Below are 17,129 nucleotides of genomic sequence, written 5' to 3'. Positions count from 1 at the left end.
CGAACACTGGGGGTTTTGAAGTTCATGCTTCTGAAGGATGAAGTTGAAATGCTGAAGCGGGTGCCGATTTTTTCGCGCATCGCACCGGCGAAGTTGAAACTTTTGGCGTTCACGTCAGATCGCGTCAGCTACAATGCTGGCCAAACTCTGTTTCATCAGGGCGATCAGGGCGATGCGGCCTATGTTGTTCTTTCCGGAACTGCTGATATTCTCGTCGATAGCCCCACCGGCGAGATCAAGGTCGCTGAAGTCGACCTCAATTCCATCGTGGGTGAAATCGCCATCCTGTGCGATGTCTCGCGCACCGCGACCGTAAAAGCCACCTCCCGCTTGGAGGCGCTGAAGATCAGCAAGGAACACTTCCTGAAGCTGCTGAGCGATTTTCCGGAAATGGCGGTCGAGATCATGCGCGTTCTGGCAGATCGTCTGAACCATACGACCTCGGAACTAACAGCCGTTCGCAGCCGGTTGACCCATCCACAGCCCATGTCGACGCATTGAGAAACAAACGAAGAGACCGAGTGGGGCTGTGAACAGTTAAACCACTTGGTATTCGGATGTGGGCACGGCGGTATTTCGGACGCCGCGTCGCCGATGGCGATTAATACTGATTTTCCTGGCTTTTACATCAAAGCGTCGGCCCTGCCTCAATGGCAAAGCCGACGCCTTGATCGTGCGTTTCGTTATTTTCCGTAAGTCAGGACCGTGAACGTATTCGGGAAGAACGTGTTGGCATAGAAGGGAGAGACTGCCGTCAGGATCTTCTTGGAGGCATCGGCGCTACCCTCGGCCGTAATGGCATAGATCGCCTTGGTTTGACGATCCATCGCCATCGTACGAACGCCCGAGCGGGTGCCCAGCGTTTCCAGCGGCTTGTAGCTGTCTGGGCCATCGACCTCAAAAACGTTGAGATTGGCGCTCACGCCATTTGCAGTGAAGATGCGCTTTAGATCACCATCGTAGACGATGCTGTCGGTTCCCCCGCCAATTTCGGCACTGTAAACTATCTTGCCGCTATTCCCATCAAGCACGACGAGAGAGGGCTTGATGGTGTCGTGTCCGCGACAGCTGATGTAGACGCGCTCGTCCGCGGCATTGACGGTCACTGCGGTAGGATGACCGCAAGCCGGAGCGGTGTCATAGGTTGCAACAATCTTTCCGGCTTTGGTGTCGATCTTGTAGACCTTATCGAGATCCTGCGCGGCGAGAAAAAAGGCGGTTTTGCCGTCACTATCGGCACCTTCGACCTTTTTGCTCGGCACTTTCAGGCGACCGGCTTCCTTGAGTGAAGGGACATCCAGCATAATCAGCTCGGTACCGTCTTGCCCGGCGCCCATATTGAGCACCAGACGTTTGCTGACGGGATCATAGTGGCTGGTGTCGAGATCCTCACCAACCTTGATCGGTGCCTGGGCCTCCAGCGTCGAAATTTTGAACGGCGTGATGGTGCCATCTTCATTGTTGGAAATGCCGAGATCGAATTCGGGGATCAGCACGGCACCATCCGAGCTATCGGTCGCTGTCTTGTCAATCACCTTGATGACTTTATCGGCAGCAGGATCGAAGACCTGCAAACCTTCCTTGCGATGTCCCAGGAAGACGTGATGCGTGGCTGAATCGACCGAAACATAGTCGTAACCGGAGCCCTTGCCCTCGATTGTCGTGGCATGTTGCTGGTGCCAACCATCGAATGCAAATGCTGGCGTCGTCATAATCAACGCGAGCGCAGTCGTAGAAATTGCCAAGCTCGACCTTATCATCCTATTCCTCCTGATAAGTTTGCCGTTCCCCCCGGACGCAGCAAACTAACAGATGAAGCTTTCAACCAGCTTTCATCAGGGGCCTTGGGTGATGGGAGTATCCCAGTGCTCGCCTGGATATTTCTCAGGAACATACGATGTTCTGCCGCCTGAAGACGATCAATTACGCAATCGGAGGCAGAGGCACACGCATGGCGTCAAATGCGGAATATCACTCAAACTGAGGAGGCTCCGTCATGGCTTGTCCAGCGCGCTGAACTGCTCCAAATCCCGATTTCTTTTAGGTCCTAGATCAGCCCACGCCGGGCCAGATTGCGCATCAGATGCGATGCGCCGAAGGTCCAGGGCCGGCATTCCGTCGATAGCAGCACGCGGTTCTGCAGCGCGCCCAGCTTTTCATTGGAGATGGTGACGATATCGCCGACTTTGTGGGTGAAGCCCTGGCCGGGCGTATCACGGTCTTCGACCGGCGCGAAAAGCGTGCCCATGAACAGCACGAAGCCATCCGGATACTGATGATGGCGGCCGATGGTCTGGGAAACGAGGTCGAGCGGATCTCGGCTGATTTCCTTCATCGACGAGCGGCCGTGCAGCACATAGCCGTCTTCGCCCTCGACCTTGAGGTCGAGATCGGCATTGCGCACGTCGTCCAGACCGTAAGTCTCGTCGAACAGACGGATGAACGGACCGATTGAGCAGGAAGCGTTGTTGTCCTTGGCCTTGCCGAGCAGCAGGGCGGAGCGGCCCTCGACGTCGCGCAGGTTGACGTCGTTGCCGAGCGTCGCGCCTCTGACCCGGCCCTGGCTGTCGACGGCAAGGACGATTTCCGGCTCGGGGTTATTCCACTTGGAAATCGGATGCAGACCGACATCGGCACCGGGTCCGACCGAGGACATGACTTGTGACTTGGAGAACACTTCCGCATCCGGGCCGATCCCGACTTCGAGATATTGCGACCAGACGCCTTCCTCGATCAGCGCGGCCTTGACCTTCGCGGCCTCGGGCGAGCCGGCTTTGAGGTTACGCAAGCTGTCGCCGATCAGAGCCGTGACCTTGCCACGGATCGCCTCTGCAAGATCCGGGTTGCCGGCAGCGCGCTCCTCGATGACGCGTTCGAGCATCGAGCGGGCGAAAGTGACGCCGCAGGCCTTGATCGCTTGCAGATCGATGGGAGCGAGAAGATGGATGGTCGAGAGATTGGCTTTGGCAGCCAGGAGAGCATCAAGTTTGGCGACGGCCTCGCCCTTCTGTGCGCGGACGAAAGCAACCGCATCATCGCGCTCAAGCAGGTCGCGCATGGTCGGCACTTCCTTCGAGGTGATGTCATAGACGGCACCATCGCGAACAGTGACGAGGGCAGGACCTTCGACATCGGGGCGCCAGATGCGTCCGACGAACGTGCCGGTGCTGAAAATGTCTGAGCTGGCCATGTCTTTGATCTCCCTTAAAACCTCGACCCGTTTCTAGCGCAGTCGCTCCGGCTTTGCCATCCGGCACAGGCCTTGAATTCAGCGCGTTTTGGACATTCACCTTTTCCCGGCCGGCCAAAAATGTAAGGCCCCGCGGCAGCGCCGCGAGGCCCTTTGGGCCGCCAGCCGGGAGAGAGTGGCTTTATGCGGCCTGTACCTTGCGATTGCCGCGTGCCCATTCGGGCAGCCAATCGCCATGTGTAACCAGCAGCTCGTCGACCAGCGACCAGATCTGGTCGAGATCGAGCTCGGCGGCCGTGTGCGGATCCATCATCGCAGCATGGTAGATGTGCTCGCGATTCTCGGTCATCAGGGCTTTAACCGTCAGCTCCTGCACGTTGATATTGGTGCGGATGAGCGCCGTCAGCTGCGGCGGCAAGTCGCCGATATAGGTTGGCTGAATGCCGGAGGCATCGACCAGGCAGGGAACCTCGGCGGCGCAATTGTTCGGCAGCGAAGTGATGCAGCCATTGTTGCGGACGTTGCCATAGATCACGGAGGGTTCGCCAGTCCAGACCGAATTGATGATAGAGGAGGCATATTCCTTCGATTGCTTGACCTCAATCTTCTCGGCCGAGCGGTATTCATCGGCCTGGTTCTTCCAGCGTGCCACCTGTTCGATGCAGCGCTTCGGGTATTCGTCAAGGGGAATGCCGAATTTCTCGATCAGATCCTCGCGGCCTTCCTTGATGAAGTAGGGCGTGTATTCGGCGAAGTGCTCGGAGCTTTCGGTGACGAAATATCCGAGGCGCGTCAACATCTCGTAGCGCACCTTGTTCGGGCAGCGCGGGTTCCAGCCGGGTTTGGGAGCGCGGCCCTCGCGATAGGCGCGGACAAGATCGGGATAGAGGTTGCGGTAGGAGCCATCAGGCTGGCGATGCTCGAATGCGAGGTAGAAGGCCATGTGGTTGATGCCGGCCGAGCGATAGCGGATCTCGTCATAGGGAATGTCGAGATCGTGAGCCAGCTCCATCGCCGTGCCCTGCACGGAGTGGCAAAGGCCGACCTGCTTGATCGTGGGGTATTTCTCGCCGATCGCCCAGGTGTTGATCGCCATCGGGTTCACATATTGCAGCATGACCGCATTCGGGCAGACGGCGAGCATGTCCTCGCAGATCTTCCACAGATGCGGAACCGTGCGCAGGCCGCGCATGATGCCGCCGACGCCGAGCGTATCGGCGATCGTCTGGCGCAGGCCATATTTCTTCGGCACCTCGAAATCGGTGACGGTACAGGGTTCATAACCGCCGATCTGGAAGGCGACGACAACGAAATGAGCGCCGTCGAGCGCCTTGCGCTGATCCGTGAAGGTCTCGACCGTGGCCGGGGCGCCGAGCGTCGAAGCGAGCTTGCGGGCAACGATGGCGCTTTCGTCCAGTCGCTGCGGATTGATGTCCATCAGCGCGATCCTTGCGCCCGCGAGGGCCGGACGCTGCAGGACGTCGCCGATGATGTTTTTCATGAAGACGGTCGAGCCGGCGCCGATGAAGGTGATCTTGGGAGTTGCGGTCATTTCAAAATCTCCTGATGCTATGAAGCTACCTCGAACGCCGCTCTGACGAGGCGTTCGGTGTAAGCGGTCTTGGGATGGGACAGAACCTCTTCAACCGGCCCTTCCTCCATGATCTTGCCGTGCTGCATGACGATGACGCGGTGGCAAAGGGCGCGGACGACCTTAAGGTCGTGTGAGATGAACAGGTAGCTCAGGCCCCGCTCATCCTGCAGCTTGCGCAGGAGGTCGATGATCTGTGCCTGGACGGAAAGGTCGAGCGCAGAAGTGGGCTCGTCGAGAAGGATGAATTCCGGCTCGAGCGCGATGGCGCGGGCAATGGCGATGCGCTGGCGCTGGCCGCCGGAAAACTCGTGCGGGAAGCGCGACAGGATATTGGCCGGCATGCCGGCGCTGACGAGCGCGTCCTTCACCCGCTCCAGCCGCTCGGCTCTGTTCGCGCCGATATTGTTGACCACCAGCCCTTCGCCAATGATCTGGCCAATGGTCATGCGCGGATTGAGCGACGAGAACGGGTCCTGAAAGACGATCTGCATGCGCGAACGCAGCGGCCGCATTTCAGCGCGCGAGCGGCCATGGATCGGTTGCCCGTCGAAGAAGATTTCGCCGCTATCGGCATCGATGAGGCGCAGTAGCGCCTGGCCGAATGTGGTTTTGCCCGAGCCGGATTCACCGACCAGTCCGAGCGTTTCGTGGCGGCGCAGTTCCAAGTTCAGGCCGCCAACGGCGACAAGCTCGCGCATGTCAGGCTTGAAGAAGCTGCCATGCCGCAGCATGAAGGCGACCTTGACGGCTTTGCCTTCGAGCACCGTGCCACAGTCCGGCGGCAGTGGCTTTGCCTGTCCGCGTGGTTCCGAGGAGAGAAGATGCTGGGTGTAGGCATGTTGCGGGTTTGCGAATAGGGCTTCGGTCGTGTTGTGCTCGCGCATCTCGCCATGCTGCATCACATAAACATAGTCCGAAAACTGGCGCACCACCGTCAGGTCATGGGTGATCAGGATCACCGCCATGCCGAGCTGCTTTTGCAGATCGCGGATCAGGTTCAGGATCTGCGCCTGCACGGTGACGTCGAGCGCGGTCGTCGGCTCGTCGGCGATCAGCACGTCCGGATTGTTGGCCAGCGCCATGGCGATCATGACGCGCTGACGCTGACCGCCCGAAAGTTGATGCGGATACTGCTTCAGCCGCGCCTCGGGATCGGGGATCTGCACCTGTTTCAAAAGGTCCAGCGCCTTCTTCTCGGCTTCGCGGCGGCTGACCTTGCGATGAACGCGGATGGCTTCGACGATCTGGCCGCCGATCGTATAGATCGGATTGAGCGAGCTCATCGGCTCCTGGAAAATCATCGAGATGCGATCGCCGCGAAGCTGCCGGCGCGCACGTTCCGAGAACTTCAGCACATTCTTGCCGTCGTAATGGATGGTGGATTTGTCGGAGACGACGGCACGCTTGGTTAGCAGGCCCATCACGGTGCGGGCCGTCACTGATTTTCCGGAGCCGGATTCTCCGACGATGGCGATGGTTTCACCGCGATAGAGCTGAAAGGAGATATCCTTGACGGCATCGACGATGCCGTCCTCGACCTTGAATTTGACGGCGATATTGCGGGCGTCGATGACCGGAGCGACGGCCTTTTCGGCAGCGTCGAGCCTGACATCGGGAGCGAAGGAGTTGACGAGTGCGAGAGCCATATTCGTTCTCCTCTCAATAGGGGTCAATTGCGTCGCGCAGTCCGTCGCCGAGCGCATTGAAGGCGAAGACGGTGACGAGAACGAAGGCGACGGGCGAGAGGATCCAGGGGTAGGAGCCAATGACCGAATAGGTCGAGGTGTCCTGCAGCATCAGACCCCATGAGATCAGCGGCGGCTTGACGGCAAAGCCGAGGAAACCGAGGAAGGATTCAAGCAGAACCACGCTCGGGATTGCGAGCGTCACCGCGACGATGACGTGGCTCATGACGTTGGGGAAAATGTGCTGCAGAATAATGCGCCGGTCGGTCGCGCCAATTGCCATTGCCGCCCGCACATATTCGATCCTTGCAAGCGCCAGCGTCTTGCCACGTACCTCGCGCGACATCTGCGCCCAACCGAGTGCCGACATGACGATGATAACGAAGCCGAGGAAGACGTTGGTCGGCGCCGTCACCGGGATCAGTGAGGTCAGTGCCAGATAGAGCGGCAATTGCGGGAAGGCCAATACCACTTCGACGAAGCGCTGGATCCAGGCATCTGTCGCGCCGCCGAAATAACCAGAGATCATGCCGACTGTCGTGCCGACAATGGTGACGATCGCAACCACGGTCAAGGCGATCATCAGCGAGATCCGTGAGCCGTAAATGGCGCGTGACAGCACATCACGGCCGAATTTGTCGGTGCCGAGGAAATGCACAGGGCCGCCGTCGGTCGTGCCGAACAGATGCCGGTCGCCAGGGATCAGGCCGAATAGATAATAGGGGGCACCCTTGACGAAGAGGCCTAGCAGACGCGGATTGTCATAGTCCGGTCCGACAATCGGCTGGAAGGTCACGGGATCGAGGTCGCTGGTCTCGACCAGCGCATAGACGCGAGGATGAAAGACGAAATTGCCGTTCTTGTCATGGAAGCTGATGACCTGCGGCGGTGCGAAGCCGGTATCAGTTGCCTTTGGATCCATGGGAGCGACGAATTCGGCGAAAAGCGCCATCAAAAGCAGCAGGATGACGAGAACAAGGCCACTCATGCCGGTCCACGAGCGCTTCAGGCGCCGCCGTACCAGCGCGACGTAGCTTTCGCTGCCGCCCTTGTGCTTGATCGTTTCATTCGGTGGGGGCGGGGAGTTGCTGAAGGCGAGCATTAGTGGATCCCTCCCTGTTGGCGTACGCGCGGATCGAGCAGGGCGAGCAGCATGTCGGCGATGATATTGCCGATGATCAAGGTTGCAGAAAGCACCATCATGAAAGTGGCTGTGACATAGACGTCGCCGACCGCCATTGAGCCGACGATGGCCGGCCCCACCGTGGGGAGGGTAAAGATGATCGCGGTCTCGATTTCGCCTGTGAGCATGTAGGGCAGAACGACGCCCTGATACATGACCAGCGGGTGCAACGCGTTCGGCACGGCATGGCGCATGACGACGGCGCCGCCGGAAAGACCCTTGGCGCGTGCGGTCTCGACATATTGCGCATTCAGCGTGTCGAGCAGGTTGCCGCGCATGACGCGCATATTGTAGGCGAGGCCGCCGAAGGTGGCGATGGCAACGACCGGCCAGACATGTTTGACGAGATCGACGAACTTGGCCCAGGACCAGGGTGCGCCGCCATATTGCGGCGAGAAGAAGCTGCCGATTTCCGAGACATTCAGTTGGAAAACGAGGATATAGACGATGATCAGCGCCATAAGGAAGCGCGGCACCGTCATGCCGAGGAAGGAGATGCCCGAAAGCAGGCTGTCGATCCAGCTATATTGCCGCGTCGCTGCCCATATGCCGAAGCCGATACCAAGAATGGATGCCAATATGTGGCACACGAGCGCCAAGGCGAGCGTTCGTGGCAGCCGCTCGCCGACAACATCGGCGACGGGCTTGTTGTAGAACATGCTGTAGCCGAAATCGCCTCTCGTGACGATGCCGCCAACCCAGTTGACGTATTGAACGACCAGCGGCTTGTCGAGGCCATGTTCTCGGCGGTAGATCTGCGCCTGCTCATCGGCTTGCGCGAAGGATGCGCCGCCCTGGTTCATCAATTGCGAGCGGATGTAATCGGCATAGTCGCCCGGCGGTGCCTTGATGATGGCAAAGGTCACCACGCTCAGGATGAAGAGCACAGGTATGGCAGACGCTATTCGCATGAGCAGGAATCGTAACATGGGACGGTTCGCTTCTCTTGATGCTGGCGGCAGCCTCGATCTGTTGGGATCGGCCGGCGCCGGCTGTGTTCAATTCGGCCAATGGTCGAGCCATCGGAATGCGGGATGTCTGATCGGCAGCCGGCGGATGGCCGGCTGCCGCAGATGATTGCCTGATCGACCTTATTTGATCGGACCGGCGCTGCCCGGCGCACCTGGAAGCTGCTGCGGGAACAGTTCGTACTTGCCCTGCTTGTCAGCCGCTACCCAAAGGCGCTCGCGGATGATGGAATCTTCCGCCCAATTGAACAGGAAGATCGGCGTGCCCGGAGGAACGTTGGAGAAGCGCTTGTTGATGATGAGCGCGCCCGGATACTCGGTCAGGCCGATATTGTAGAGGTGGCCGGTAGAGATCTTCTGGAACTGCTTCATCAATGCAACACGTTCGTCATTGTCTTTCGACGTCGTGAACTTGTTGACGATATCGACCATGTCCTTTTCGAACGGCATCAGGTCCACTTGGCCACCTTCGGCTGCACGATGGTTCCAGCTGGTGCGTGGGCCGACCGGAGCAAGCTGTTCGGTGTTCTGCACGACCGAAGCGAGCTCCGTGCTGTTGCGCCGGACCATCCAGTCGAAACGGCCGCCGTAGTTGGCGTCGTCGCGCTTGGGGCCATCGAGCGCGTTGATGATCACCCGGATCCCGAGCTTCTCCATCTGGGCAACGATACCTTCAGCAAGACTCTTGTCGGTGGTGTAGTCGTTGCTGACCAGAAGGGTGACTTCGACATCCTTGCCGCCATTGACGCCCGCCGGGAAGTTGACGATGCCGTCCCCGTCCGTGTCTTTGAGACCGGCCTTTGCCAGCTCGGCCTTTGCCGCAGCAAGATCGAACGGATAATAGACGGTGGAATTGCGATCATAGAAGCTGCTGCCGGAGGACAGGCCACCCGGATAGATCGCCGTGAACGGTCCCTTTACGAGAGACTCGCCAAGCGCCTTCCGGTCGAGCGCCATCGTGACGGCCTTGCGGAAATCCTCATTGCGGTTCAGCTCGCGGACGGCCTGACCGCGCGCATCCGGCGCGCCCCAGCCATTGGCGGAGAAATTCATCTGAAGGTTATAGCCGATGAGGCGGGGACCGAAGGCCAGACGCGCAGGCGCATCGGGCTGGGCGGCTCGCTTCAGCGATGCGACGAAGTTTTCCGGCTGCTCGAGGTTCGACAGGTCACCCGAACCAGCCACTGCCTGTACGTCGCGGTCAGCCCAGGTCGAGAGCTTGTAGTGCAGCTCGTTGAGGTAAGGCAGCTGATTGCCCTTCTCGTCGACCTTCCAGTAGTAAGGGTTGCGGCGCATAACGATGATATCGTCGGAACGATATTCGACCGGCACCCAGGCGCCCATGACGGGCATGTTCATGAATTCCGGCGGGAAGGCATTCTTGAACTGATCGTAGGTGTTCTTGGAATATTTCGGATGCTGTGGCTTCAGGATATGCGACGGGCCTGGGCAGAAATTGGGGTAGGCCATCGTGTAGAGATATTGCTTCGGGAAGGCGTCCTTGAAAGTCCACTCGACCGTGTAGTCGTCGACCTTCCTGAGGGTCGTTCCTTCGCCGAAAGCTTCCGGGGAAGCGCCGCCGCCGAGGGGCGAGACGTTCGGATCGACAACCTCGTCTTCCCAGTAGAACATGATGTCGTCGGCATTGAAGGGGACGCCGTCGGACCATTTCGCACCCTCGATCAGGTGCATGGTGAGCTTGTGCCCATCCGGAGACCATTCCCAACCCTTGGCCAGGTTCGGCAACGGTTCGGTATCCTTCGCCTCGACCTGGAAGAGCGGCGCGGTGCGCGTCAGGCACTCGGAAAGGCCGATATCGATGCCACCCCAGCCCTGCGTCTGGCCGGCGCCATAGTTCCAGCCTTCCGGCCGGCCGCCGATGACGTGGCGCAGCGTGTCGCCGTAAACGCCAATACCGTCAGGCATGTTGCCGGTCTTGTAGACCAATGGCTCTTTCGGCAGGCGATCCTTGACGGGTGGCAGCTTGCCGGTTTTGACGAAATTGTCGGTGACCCAGGCGGGCTCGTGATATTCGGGCAGCGCCTTGAACTCCAGGATGGAGCTGCGCTCGACATATTTGATCTTTCCTTCCGCCGGGAAGACCGGTGGAACGGGTGGCACTGTCGGCTCGGCTGCGTAGGCACTGATGGCGATTGCGGATGTGGCAATCGTCAACGCGGCTAGAAGGCCGATCGGTCGAAAATGTCTCATCTTGTTCTCTCTCCCTCTTTTGCGTGCGCTCTGTTCGAGACGCCGCACTCCTCCAGTACGAGGGGAAATGATTGAGACGCGGCGGTCGATCTCATCTGAGATCCCCCGCCGCATGCTCATTTCCCGAACTCTGCCTGCGTCAGCCGGCCTGTTTCAGCGCGGCTTTCTCGACCCGCAATTCCTCGATCGAGCGAACGTTGCGGCTTGCGGCCCCCTTCCAGTCGCGCGTCTTGATCGTGCTGCGTGACAACCGCTCCTTGGCTCCATCAACCGCATGCGCATATTGCGGCAGCCAGCGTGCCTGGGCGACGACCATTTCGTCGACCATCTGCCAAACCTCCTCCGGAGTGGCGATGGCACCGACCAGAGGATCGTGCAGGACGGCAAGCTTCAGAAGGTCGATATCGCCGCTGATGGCGGCATGCACCGACATGCGCTGGACATTGATCGACGAGATACAGGTGGCTGCACATGCCTCCGGCAATGTGATGCCCGCTACCATGTTGATGCCGAAGCGATCAACGAAGCCGGGGGATTCAATGATGGCGTCGGCTGGCAGGTTGGTGATGACGCCATTGTTCTTGACGTTGAAATGGCCGCGATAGACGCGGTTGGTTTCAAGCGCTTCGAGGATATGGCTGGCATGCTCGTTCGACCGGCGGGCGGGATCGATCAGCTGGGAGGCGCTGTCGAGGATCTGCTGGAATTCCGTTTCGAACCAGTTGCGCGTCTCGGTGGAGTGGCGCAGATAGCCGCCGGTCTCACCATGGATCCAGTCGGACATGTCGATCCACTTGTTGATCTCGTCCGGCCGCTTGCGATACCAGGGCAGGTATTCGGACAGATGTCCGTTGCTTTCGGTGGAATAGACGCCGAAGCGCTTGAGCACGTCGATGCGCAATTTCTCCTGCTGCGAGAACACCGGATGCGCCTCGAAGGCAGCGATCAATTCATCCTTGCCGATCTTGCGGCCGTTGAGGCGCAAATCGACGAACCAGGTCTGGTGGTTGATGCCCGAGCAGATATAGTCGAGTTCGCTCTTGTCCTTCGCCCCGAGCACTTCGGCGATCTGTTCGGCACCATGCTGGACGCCGTGGCAAAGACCGATCGTGTCGACCTTGCCGTATTCAATGGCTGCCCAGGTATTCATCGCCATCGGGTTGGCGTAGTTGAGGAACTTGGCGCCCGTCTCGGCGACTTCACGGATGTCCTTGCAGAAATCGAGAATGACCGGGATGTTGCGCTGGCCGTAGAGAATGCCGCCGGCGCAGATCGTATCGCCCACGCACTGGTCGATACCGTATTTCAGCGGGATGCGGATATCCTCGGCATAGGCTTCCAGGCCACCGACGCGCACGCAGCTGATGATATAGCGCGCGCCTGTAAGTGCAGCACGGCGATCCGTGGTCGCGGTCACGCGTGTCGGCAGCTTGTTGGCTTCGACGATGCGATCGAGGATCGCCTTGATCATCGTCAGATTGTGCTCACTCATATCAGTCAGCGCGAACTCGACATCGCGAAACTCCGGCACGCAGAGAATGTCGGTAAACAGCTTTTTCGTGAAGCCGACGCTGCCGGCACCGATAATGGCGATTTTGAAACTCATGATCCTCACCTTCAAGTCGATCGAACAAGCAGCAACAGGGATTATTACAGCATTTTCGTCCTATGATCGCGGCGGTTGCGAGATAGGGACGAAATCGTGATTTTCCTCCGACCGCCGATCCTCTTTGGCGGGTAAGTGCTGTTTTCTGGCGGGATTATGCCTATAATCACCGGGCCGACCAGAGAACAATTATGCTTTCAAGGGTAATTTTGTGCTGCAAAAATTGATCGACAACGGACAGGTCATGCGGACGGTTTCGCTGCCGCGCGGGCGCCACCGGCTGCACGCCATGCCGACCAGTGCCGGATATGAGGTGAGAGACAACGAGACTTACGATTGGGATGGGCGCCGTCGCGGCCAGACGCCATTCACGGTGCTGCAATACACGATCAGCGGCACCGGCCGGCTGCGCTATGAAAACCGCAATTATCGTGTGGGCACAGGCGACACGCTGCTGGTGCTTGTCCCTCACAACCATCGCTACTGGCTGGAAAAGGGCGAACGCTGGGAATATTTCTGGATATCGATGAACGGCGAAGAGGCGCTGCGCATTCATCGCCTCATCCTTGCGGCAGCCGGCCCCGTTCTGAAATTGCAGCCGGCGACCATCGACCATCTTGCCGATTGCAGCCTGCGGCTCGTCCACGGCGCCAAAACGCCGGCCGCGGCCTCGGCGCTGGCCTATGAGGCGGCCATGGCGCTCTATGACGACGTCTTCGGCTCGCACGCCTTTACCGCGGATCGCTCCGCCATGCAGATCGTCATCGACTATATCGACGCCAATCTCGACAAGCCGCTGCCCGTCAGCGAGCTTGCCAAGGCAAGCGGTCTCAGCCGCGCCCATTTCTCGCGCGTCTTTGCCGAAAGCGAAGGCGTGCCGCCGGCGGAATTCGTGCTGCAGCAGCGCATGCAGCGCGCCGCGAAACTGCTGACCAAAGCCGCCTTCATCCCCGTCAAGGAAGTGGCGATCATGACAGGTTTCGACGATGCCAATTATTTTTCCAAGGTGTTCCGCCGCATCTACGGCATTAACCCCACGGAGTTTCGCACGACAGGCATGTATGCCGCCGTGCGCAGCCCCAATGAGGAATCGAGGAACGGGCGAGGCCGATAGTGGGCTTAGTATCCTCGATCTCCCGGAAATTCGAAATCCGTCAACCGGTCGCATTGCGCGACTGCGGCGAGCCTGTATAGATATCGCCCCGCGGCACCATGCCTGCCTCGCCGCGCGCCTGATTTTCCAAGCAACATGTGTTCGTCCCCGATGCGACGGGCTTAATCGATAGGACTGAATATGCGCTTAGTTGTTGCCTTCAACGAATCCTGGACGTTTCGCCAGGGGTTCTCTTCCGCCGATGCCGGTCGCCCGCAGGAAGGCGAGGCTGTCACTTTGCCGCATACGGCTGTCGAGTTGCCCTTCAACTATTTCGACGAAAAGTCCTATCAGCGCGCTTTTACCTATCAGAAGATACTGGTTTGGGAGGAGCGGTTCGCTGAGCGTGAAGTATCACTGGTTTTCGATGCGGCCATGGCCGATGCCGTCGTCTATCTGAATGGCGAGGAAATCATTGCTCACAAGGATGGCTATACACCGTTTGAAGCACGTTTGACCGGCCGACTGCGACAGGGTGAAAACCTTCTCACGGTCAAGATTGATGGCAGTGAAAACCCGGAAATCCCGCCCTTCGGCGGCCGTATCGACTATCTGACCTATGCCGGCATCTATCGCGACGTCTGGCTGAAAGTTGCCGCTCCCGTATCGATTGCCAACATCAAGGTCGAAACCGGCAATGTCCTCGCCGACCTCAAATCCGCGACCGTGCGCTGCGATTTCGCCAACCCGCAAAATCTCGCTTTCAAGGGCACGGCAACTATTACATTGCGCGGCCCCGCCGGCGCGGTCCTCGCCTCTGCACGGGGCGAAACCTCCGGCGAAAGCGTGACTGTTACGTTCGATCGTCTGGCGGATATTTCGCTTTGGGATCTCGACAATCCAGTTGTCTACACAGCTGAAGTCGAGCTTGCTACCGAGCATGGCACTGACAATCTCACCACCACCTTCGGTTACCGCACTGCCACCTTTACCGCCGAAGGCTTTCTGCTGAACGGCAGGAGGCTGAAGCTGCGTGGGCTGAACCGGCACCAGGCTTTCCCCTATGTCGGCTATGCCATGGGCCGTTCGGCGCAGGAGCGCGATGCCGAAATCATGAAGCGGGTGCTGAAATGCAATATCGTGCGCACCTCGCATTATCCGCAGTCGAAATGGTTCCTCGATCATTGCGATCGCATCGGTCTTCTGGTCTTCGAGGAAATCCCCGGCTGGCAGCATATTGGCGGCGAGGAATGGCAGCAGGAATCGATCCGCAACGTGCGCCGCATGATCGAGCGCGACTGGAACCACCCCTCGATCATCATCTGGGGCGTGCGCATCAATGAATCCCAGGATTCCCACGATTTCTACGCCGAGACGAACCGGCTAGCGCGCGAACTCGATCCGACGCGCCAGACGGGCGGCGTTCGCTACATTACCGAGAGCGAGCTTCTCGAAGACGTCTACACGATGAACGACTTCATCCTCGGCAACGAGGAACTGCCCGGCGCCAACCGGCCGCGCACGCCGTTGAGGCCACAGCAGGAAAACACCGGCCTGTCCACGGATGTGCCGTACATGATCACCGAGTTTGGCGGTCATATGTATCCGACGAAGATCTACGATCAGGAGCAGCGCCAGGCCGAGCATGTGCGCCGGCATCTGGAGGTGCTGAACGCCGCCTATGGCGATCCGTCGATCTCTGGCGCCATCGGCTGGTGCATGTTCGACTACAATACCCATAGCGATTTCGGCTCGGGCGACCGCATCTGCTATCACGGCGTCATGGACATGTTCCGCGAGCCGAAATTTGCCGCCTACGTCTATGCCAGCCAGTGCGAGCCTTCCGAAGAGATCGTCATGAAGCCGGTGACGATCTGGGCGCGCGGTGAACGCAACATCGGCGGCGCCCTGCCGCTGATCGTTCTGACCAATTGCGACGAGGTCGAGCTTCGTTACGGTTCGCTTACCAAGCGCCTCGGGCCGGATCGCGAAAGCTTCCCGCATCTGCCGCATCCTCCTGTCATCTTCGATCACCGCTCCTTCACGCAGGATGAACTCGGTGTATGGGGGATGGAATGGGAGGATGTGCAGTTCACCGGCTATATCGGCGGCAAGCAGGTGGCGGCCTTGACGATGGTTGCAAATCCGCTTCCGACCACGCTGCAGGTCGAAGCCGATGCCGATACCTTGCGGGCCGCCGAGCGGGATACCGTGCGCTTCATCGTGCGCGCGCTGGATCAGGCCGGTTCGCGCCTGGCCTTCCTCAATGATGTCGTCACGATCAGGGTTGATGGCCCGGCGAAGATCATCGGGCCTGAGACTCTGCCTTTCCAGGGCGGCACCACCGGTTTCTGGCTTCAGGCAACGGGTGAGGCCGGGCCGATCACTATCGAGGCATCCTCCTCACGCTTTGCCGGACAAAGCCTCAAATTGACGGCTGAATGAATGCCGGGCTCCGGGATCGGCCGCGTCTGAGCGGCCTATCCTGGGATTTCGCCTGCGCTCAGCGGGATCGATTGCATTAGCGTCTGTCTTGCCGAGGCAAGGTGAACGCGGCATGCAGCATCGATCCGTTGCGGATCGCGCGATTGGAGCGCTTCGATATAGTCGAGATGCTCGGCTATGGCGCGGGCGTTGCGTTCGCGGGCAAACGCCTTGTTCCACTGGAAATGATAATGAAACACGATGGCGATGACATCGTAGAAATCGGCAATGAAGCGATTATTCGAGGCGCGATGGATGAGCAGGTGAAACTTCTCGTCGAGGCGTGAGAAATCGCGATAGTGCGTGTCGAAATCCTTCAACAGCTTGTGATGCTCTCGTTCGATGGCTTTCAGGTCTTCCCATGCCTGATGGCCGGGAGGCAGGCGGCCGAATTCGGCGGCGGAATGCAGTTCGAACATTTCGCGGACGTCGGCCAGTTCCAGGGCGAATTCGCTGGTGAAACCCTTCAGGGTCCAATGGCTGTTGGGCCGCTTCTCGATCAGGCCGAAGCGGCTGAAGCGAATGAGGAATTCGCGAACGACGGAGGTGCCGGTGCCGATCTCGCGCGCCAGCTCCAGCTCGTTGATCTGCATGCCCGGCTGGGCCTCGTCGGACATGATGCGCATCATGAAGCTGCGCTCGATGATATCGTGCAGTGAATCGGTTTCTTCCTTGGGGAAGAGATCGGCCTGTGTCGGCTGACGGAGAACCGTCTTCTGGCGTTTGTTCCAGAGAATGATGCCGGCGTCACTTAGACGCATGAGGATCGCCCGCGCGGTACTGCGGCTGACGCCGAGTTCGGCGGCGATATCGGGCTCGCTCGGAAGCTCGGTATCGGGCTTCAGGCGCGCCGTGTAGCGATTATACGCCTCCTTGAAGAGCGTGTTTTGTCTTGCCATTTCCCCCTCGCGTATCGTCGCCGCTCTTTGTTGGCGGCGCTGTCTGGACCATGTTCGAATGGCAGTCAATTGCAGGAGTTTATCGAGGCCGTCCCAACCGCCTTCCTCCAAGACGTCAGGCGATTTCCTCGTTGACACCAAAATGTTTATTGTAGATAAAAAACAAAATCAATTGGCGGATGGAAGGGAGTTGCCCATCACGTCAATAGCCGGAAA

The 17,129-nt window shown here is 59.2% G+C and carries 12 protein-coding genes; 3 read left to right on the top strand and 9 right to left on the bottom strand.

The features are described from left to right. Nucleotides 1-24 precede the first annotated feature (24 nt). Nucleotides 25-501, top strand: a complete 477-nt coding sequence (locus tag ACQZ6F_RS05145; RefSeq protein WP_077470366.1) for a cyclic nucleotide-binding domain-containing protein — start codon at nucleotides 25-27, stop codon at nucleotides 499-501. Between the two features lie 182 nt (nucleotides 502-683). Here ACQZ6F_RS05145 and ACQZ6F_RS05140 read toward each other — a convergent pair whose 3' ends face one another. The 8 genes from ACQZ6F_RS05140 to melA (ACQZ6F_RS05105) all read right to left on the bottom strand — a co-directional run bounded on the left by ACQZ6F_RS05140 (nucleotide 684) and on the right by melA (ACQZ6F_RS05105) (nucleotide 12,437). Next, the gene (locus ACQZ6F_RS05140; protein WP_449092913.1) at nucleotides 684-1,712 is read right to left on the bottom strand and encodes a YncE family protein; all 1,029 of its coding nucleotides are present in this window, start codon (nucleotides 1,710-1,712) and stop codon (nucleotides 684-686) included. A 335-nt stretch (nucleotides 1,713-2,047) separates the two neighbouring features. Continuing rightward, on the bottom strand, nucleotides 2,048-3,190 hold the full coding sequence (locus tag ACQZ6F_RS05135) for a fumarylacetoacetate hydrolase family protein (RefSeq protein ID WP_449092912.1): 1,143 nt from the start codon (nucleotides 3,188-3,190) through the stop codon (nucleotides 2,048-2,050). A gap of 181 nt (nucleotides 3,191-3,371) precedes the next feature. Continuing rightward, nucleotides 3,372-4,742 (bottom strand): alpha-glucosidase/alpha-galactosidase, encoded by a 1,371-nt coding sequence (gene melA / locus ACQZ6F_RS05130; RefSeq protein WP_077470237.1) that lies wholly within the window; start codon nucleotides 4,740-4,742, stop codon nucleotides 3,372-3,374. Nucleotides 4,743-4,759: 17 nt separating this feature from the next. Further along, nucleotides 4,760-6,430: an ABC transporter ATP-binding protein gene (locus tag ACQZ6F_RS05125; RefSeq protein WP_449092911.1), complete on the bottom strand. Its 1,671-nt coding sequence runs from the start codon at nucleotides 6,428-6,430 to the stop codon at nucleotides 4,760-4,762. A 13-nt stretch (nucleotides 6,431-6,443) separates the two neighbouring features. Next, nucleotides 6,444-7,571 carry an ABC transporter permease gene (locus tag ACQZ6F_RS05120; RefSeq protein ID WP_449092910.1) on the bottom strand — a complete coding sequence of 376 codons (1,128 nt, stop codon included), beginning with the start codon at nucleotides 7,569-7,571 and terminating at the stop codon, nucleotides 6,444-6,446. After that, nucleotides 7,571-8,581, bottom strand: a complete 1,011-nt coding sequence (locus ACQZ6F_RS05115; RefSeq protein WP_449092909.1) for an ABC transporter permease — start codon at nucleotides 8,579-8,581, stop codon at nucleotides 7,571-7,573. The genes ACQZ6F_RS05120 and ACQZ6F_RS05115 overlap by 1 nt, the downstream gene beginning before the upstream one ends. 162 nt (nucleotides 8,582-8,743) lie before the next feature. Beyond that, the gene (locus ACQZ6F_RS05110) at nucleotides 8,744-10,831 is read right to left on the bottom strand and encodes an ABC transporter substrate-binding protein (RefSeq protein ID WP_449092908.1); all 2,088 of its coding nucleotides are present in this window, start codon (nucleotides 10,829-10,831) and stop codon (nucleotides 8,744-8,746) included. A 139-nt stretch (nucleotides 10,832-10,970) separates the two neighbouring features. Continuing rightward, on the bottom strand, nucleotides 10,971-12,437 hold the full coding sequence (gene melA, locus ACQZ6F_RS05105) for an alpha-galactosidase (RefSeq protein ID WP_449092907.1): 1,467 nt from the start codon (nucleotides 12,435-12,437) through the stop codon (nucleotides 10,971-10,973). Between the two features lie 211 nt (nucleotides 12,438-12,648). Here melA (ACQZ6F_RS05105) and ACQZ6F_RS05100 point away from each other — a divergent pair, with 211 nt between their 5' ends. Both ACQZ6F_RS05100 and ACQZ6F_RS05095 read left to right on the top strand, forming a co-directional pair. Further along, nucleotides 12,649-13,551 (top strand): AraC family ligand binding domain-containing protein, encoded by a 903-nt coding sequence (locus tag ACQZ6F_RS05100; protein WP_449092906.1) that lies wholly within the window; start codon nucleotides 12,649-12,651, stop codon nucleotides 13,549-13,551. Between the two features lie 180 nt (nucleotides 13,552-13,731). After that, on the top strand, nucleotides 13,732-15,975 hold the full coding sequence (locus ACQZ6F_RS05095; RefSeq protein ID WP_449092905.1) for a glycoside hydrolase family 2 protein: 2,244 nt from the start codon (nucleotides 13,732-13,734) through the stop codon (nucleotides 15,973-15,975). A gap of 35 nt (nucleotides 15,976-16,010) precedes the next feature. Here ACQZ6F_RS05095 and ACQZ6F_RS05090 read toward each other — a convergent pair whose 3' ends face one another. Beyond that, entirely contained in the window at nucleotides 16,011-16,913 is a 903-nt protein-coding gene (locus ACQZ6F_RS05090; protein ID WP_449092904.1) for a GntR family transcriptional regulator, read from the bottom strand. Nucleotides 16,914-17,129 lie beyond the last annotated feature (216 nt).

The sequence above is a fragment of the Rhizobium sp. A22-96 genome (assembly GCF_053521805.1).
The sequence above is the reverse complement of the archived record's forward strand: the minus strand, read 5'-3'. Positions and strand labels throughout refer to the sequence as shown.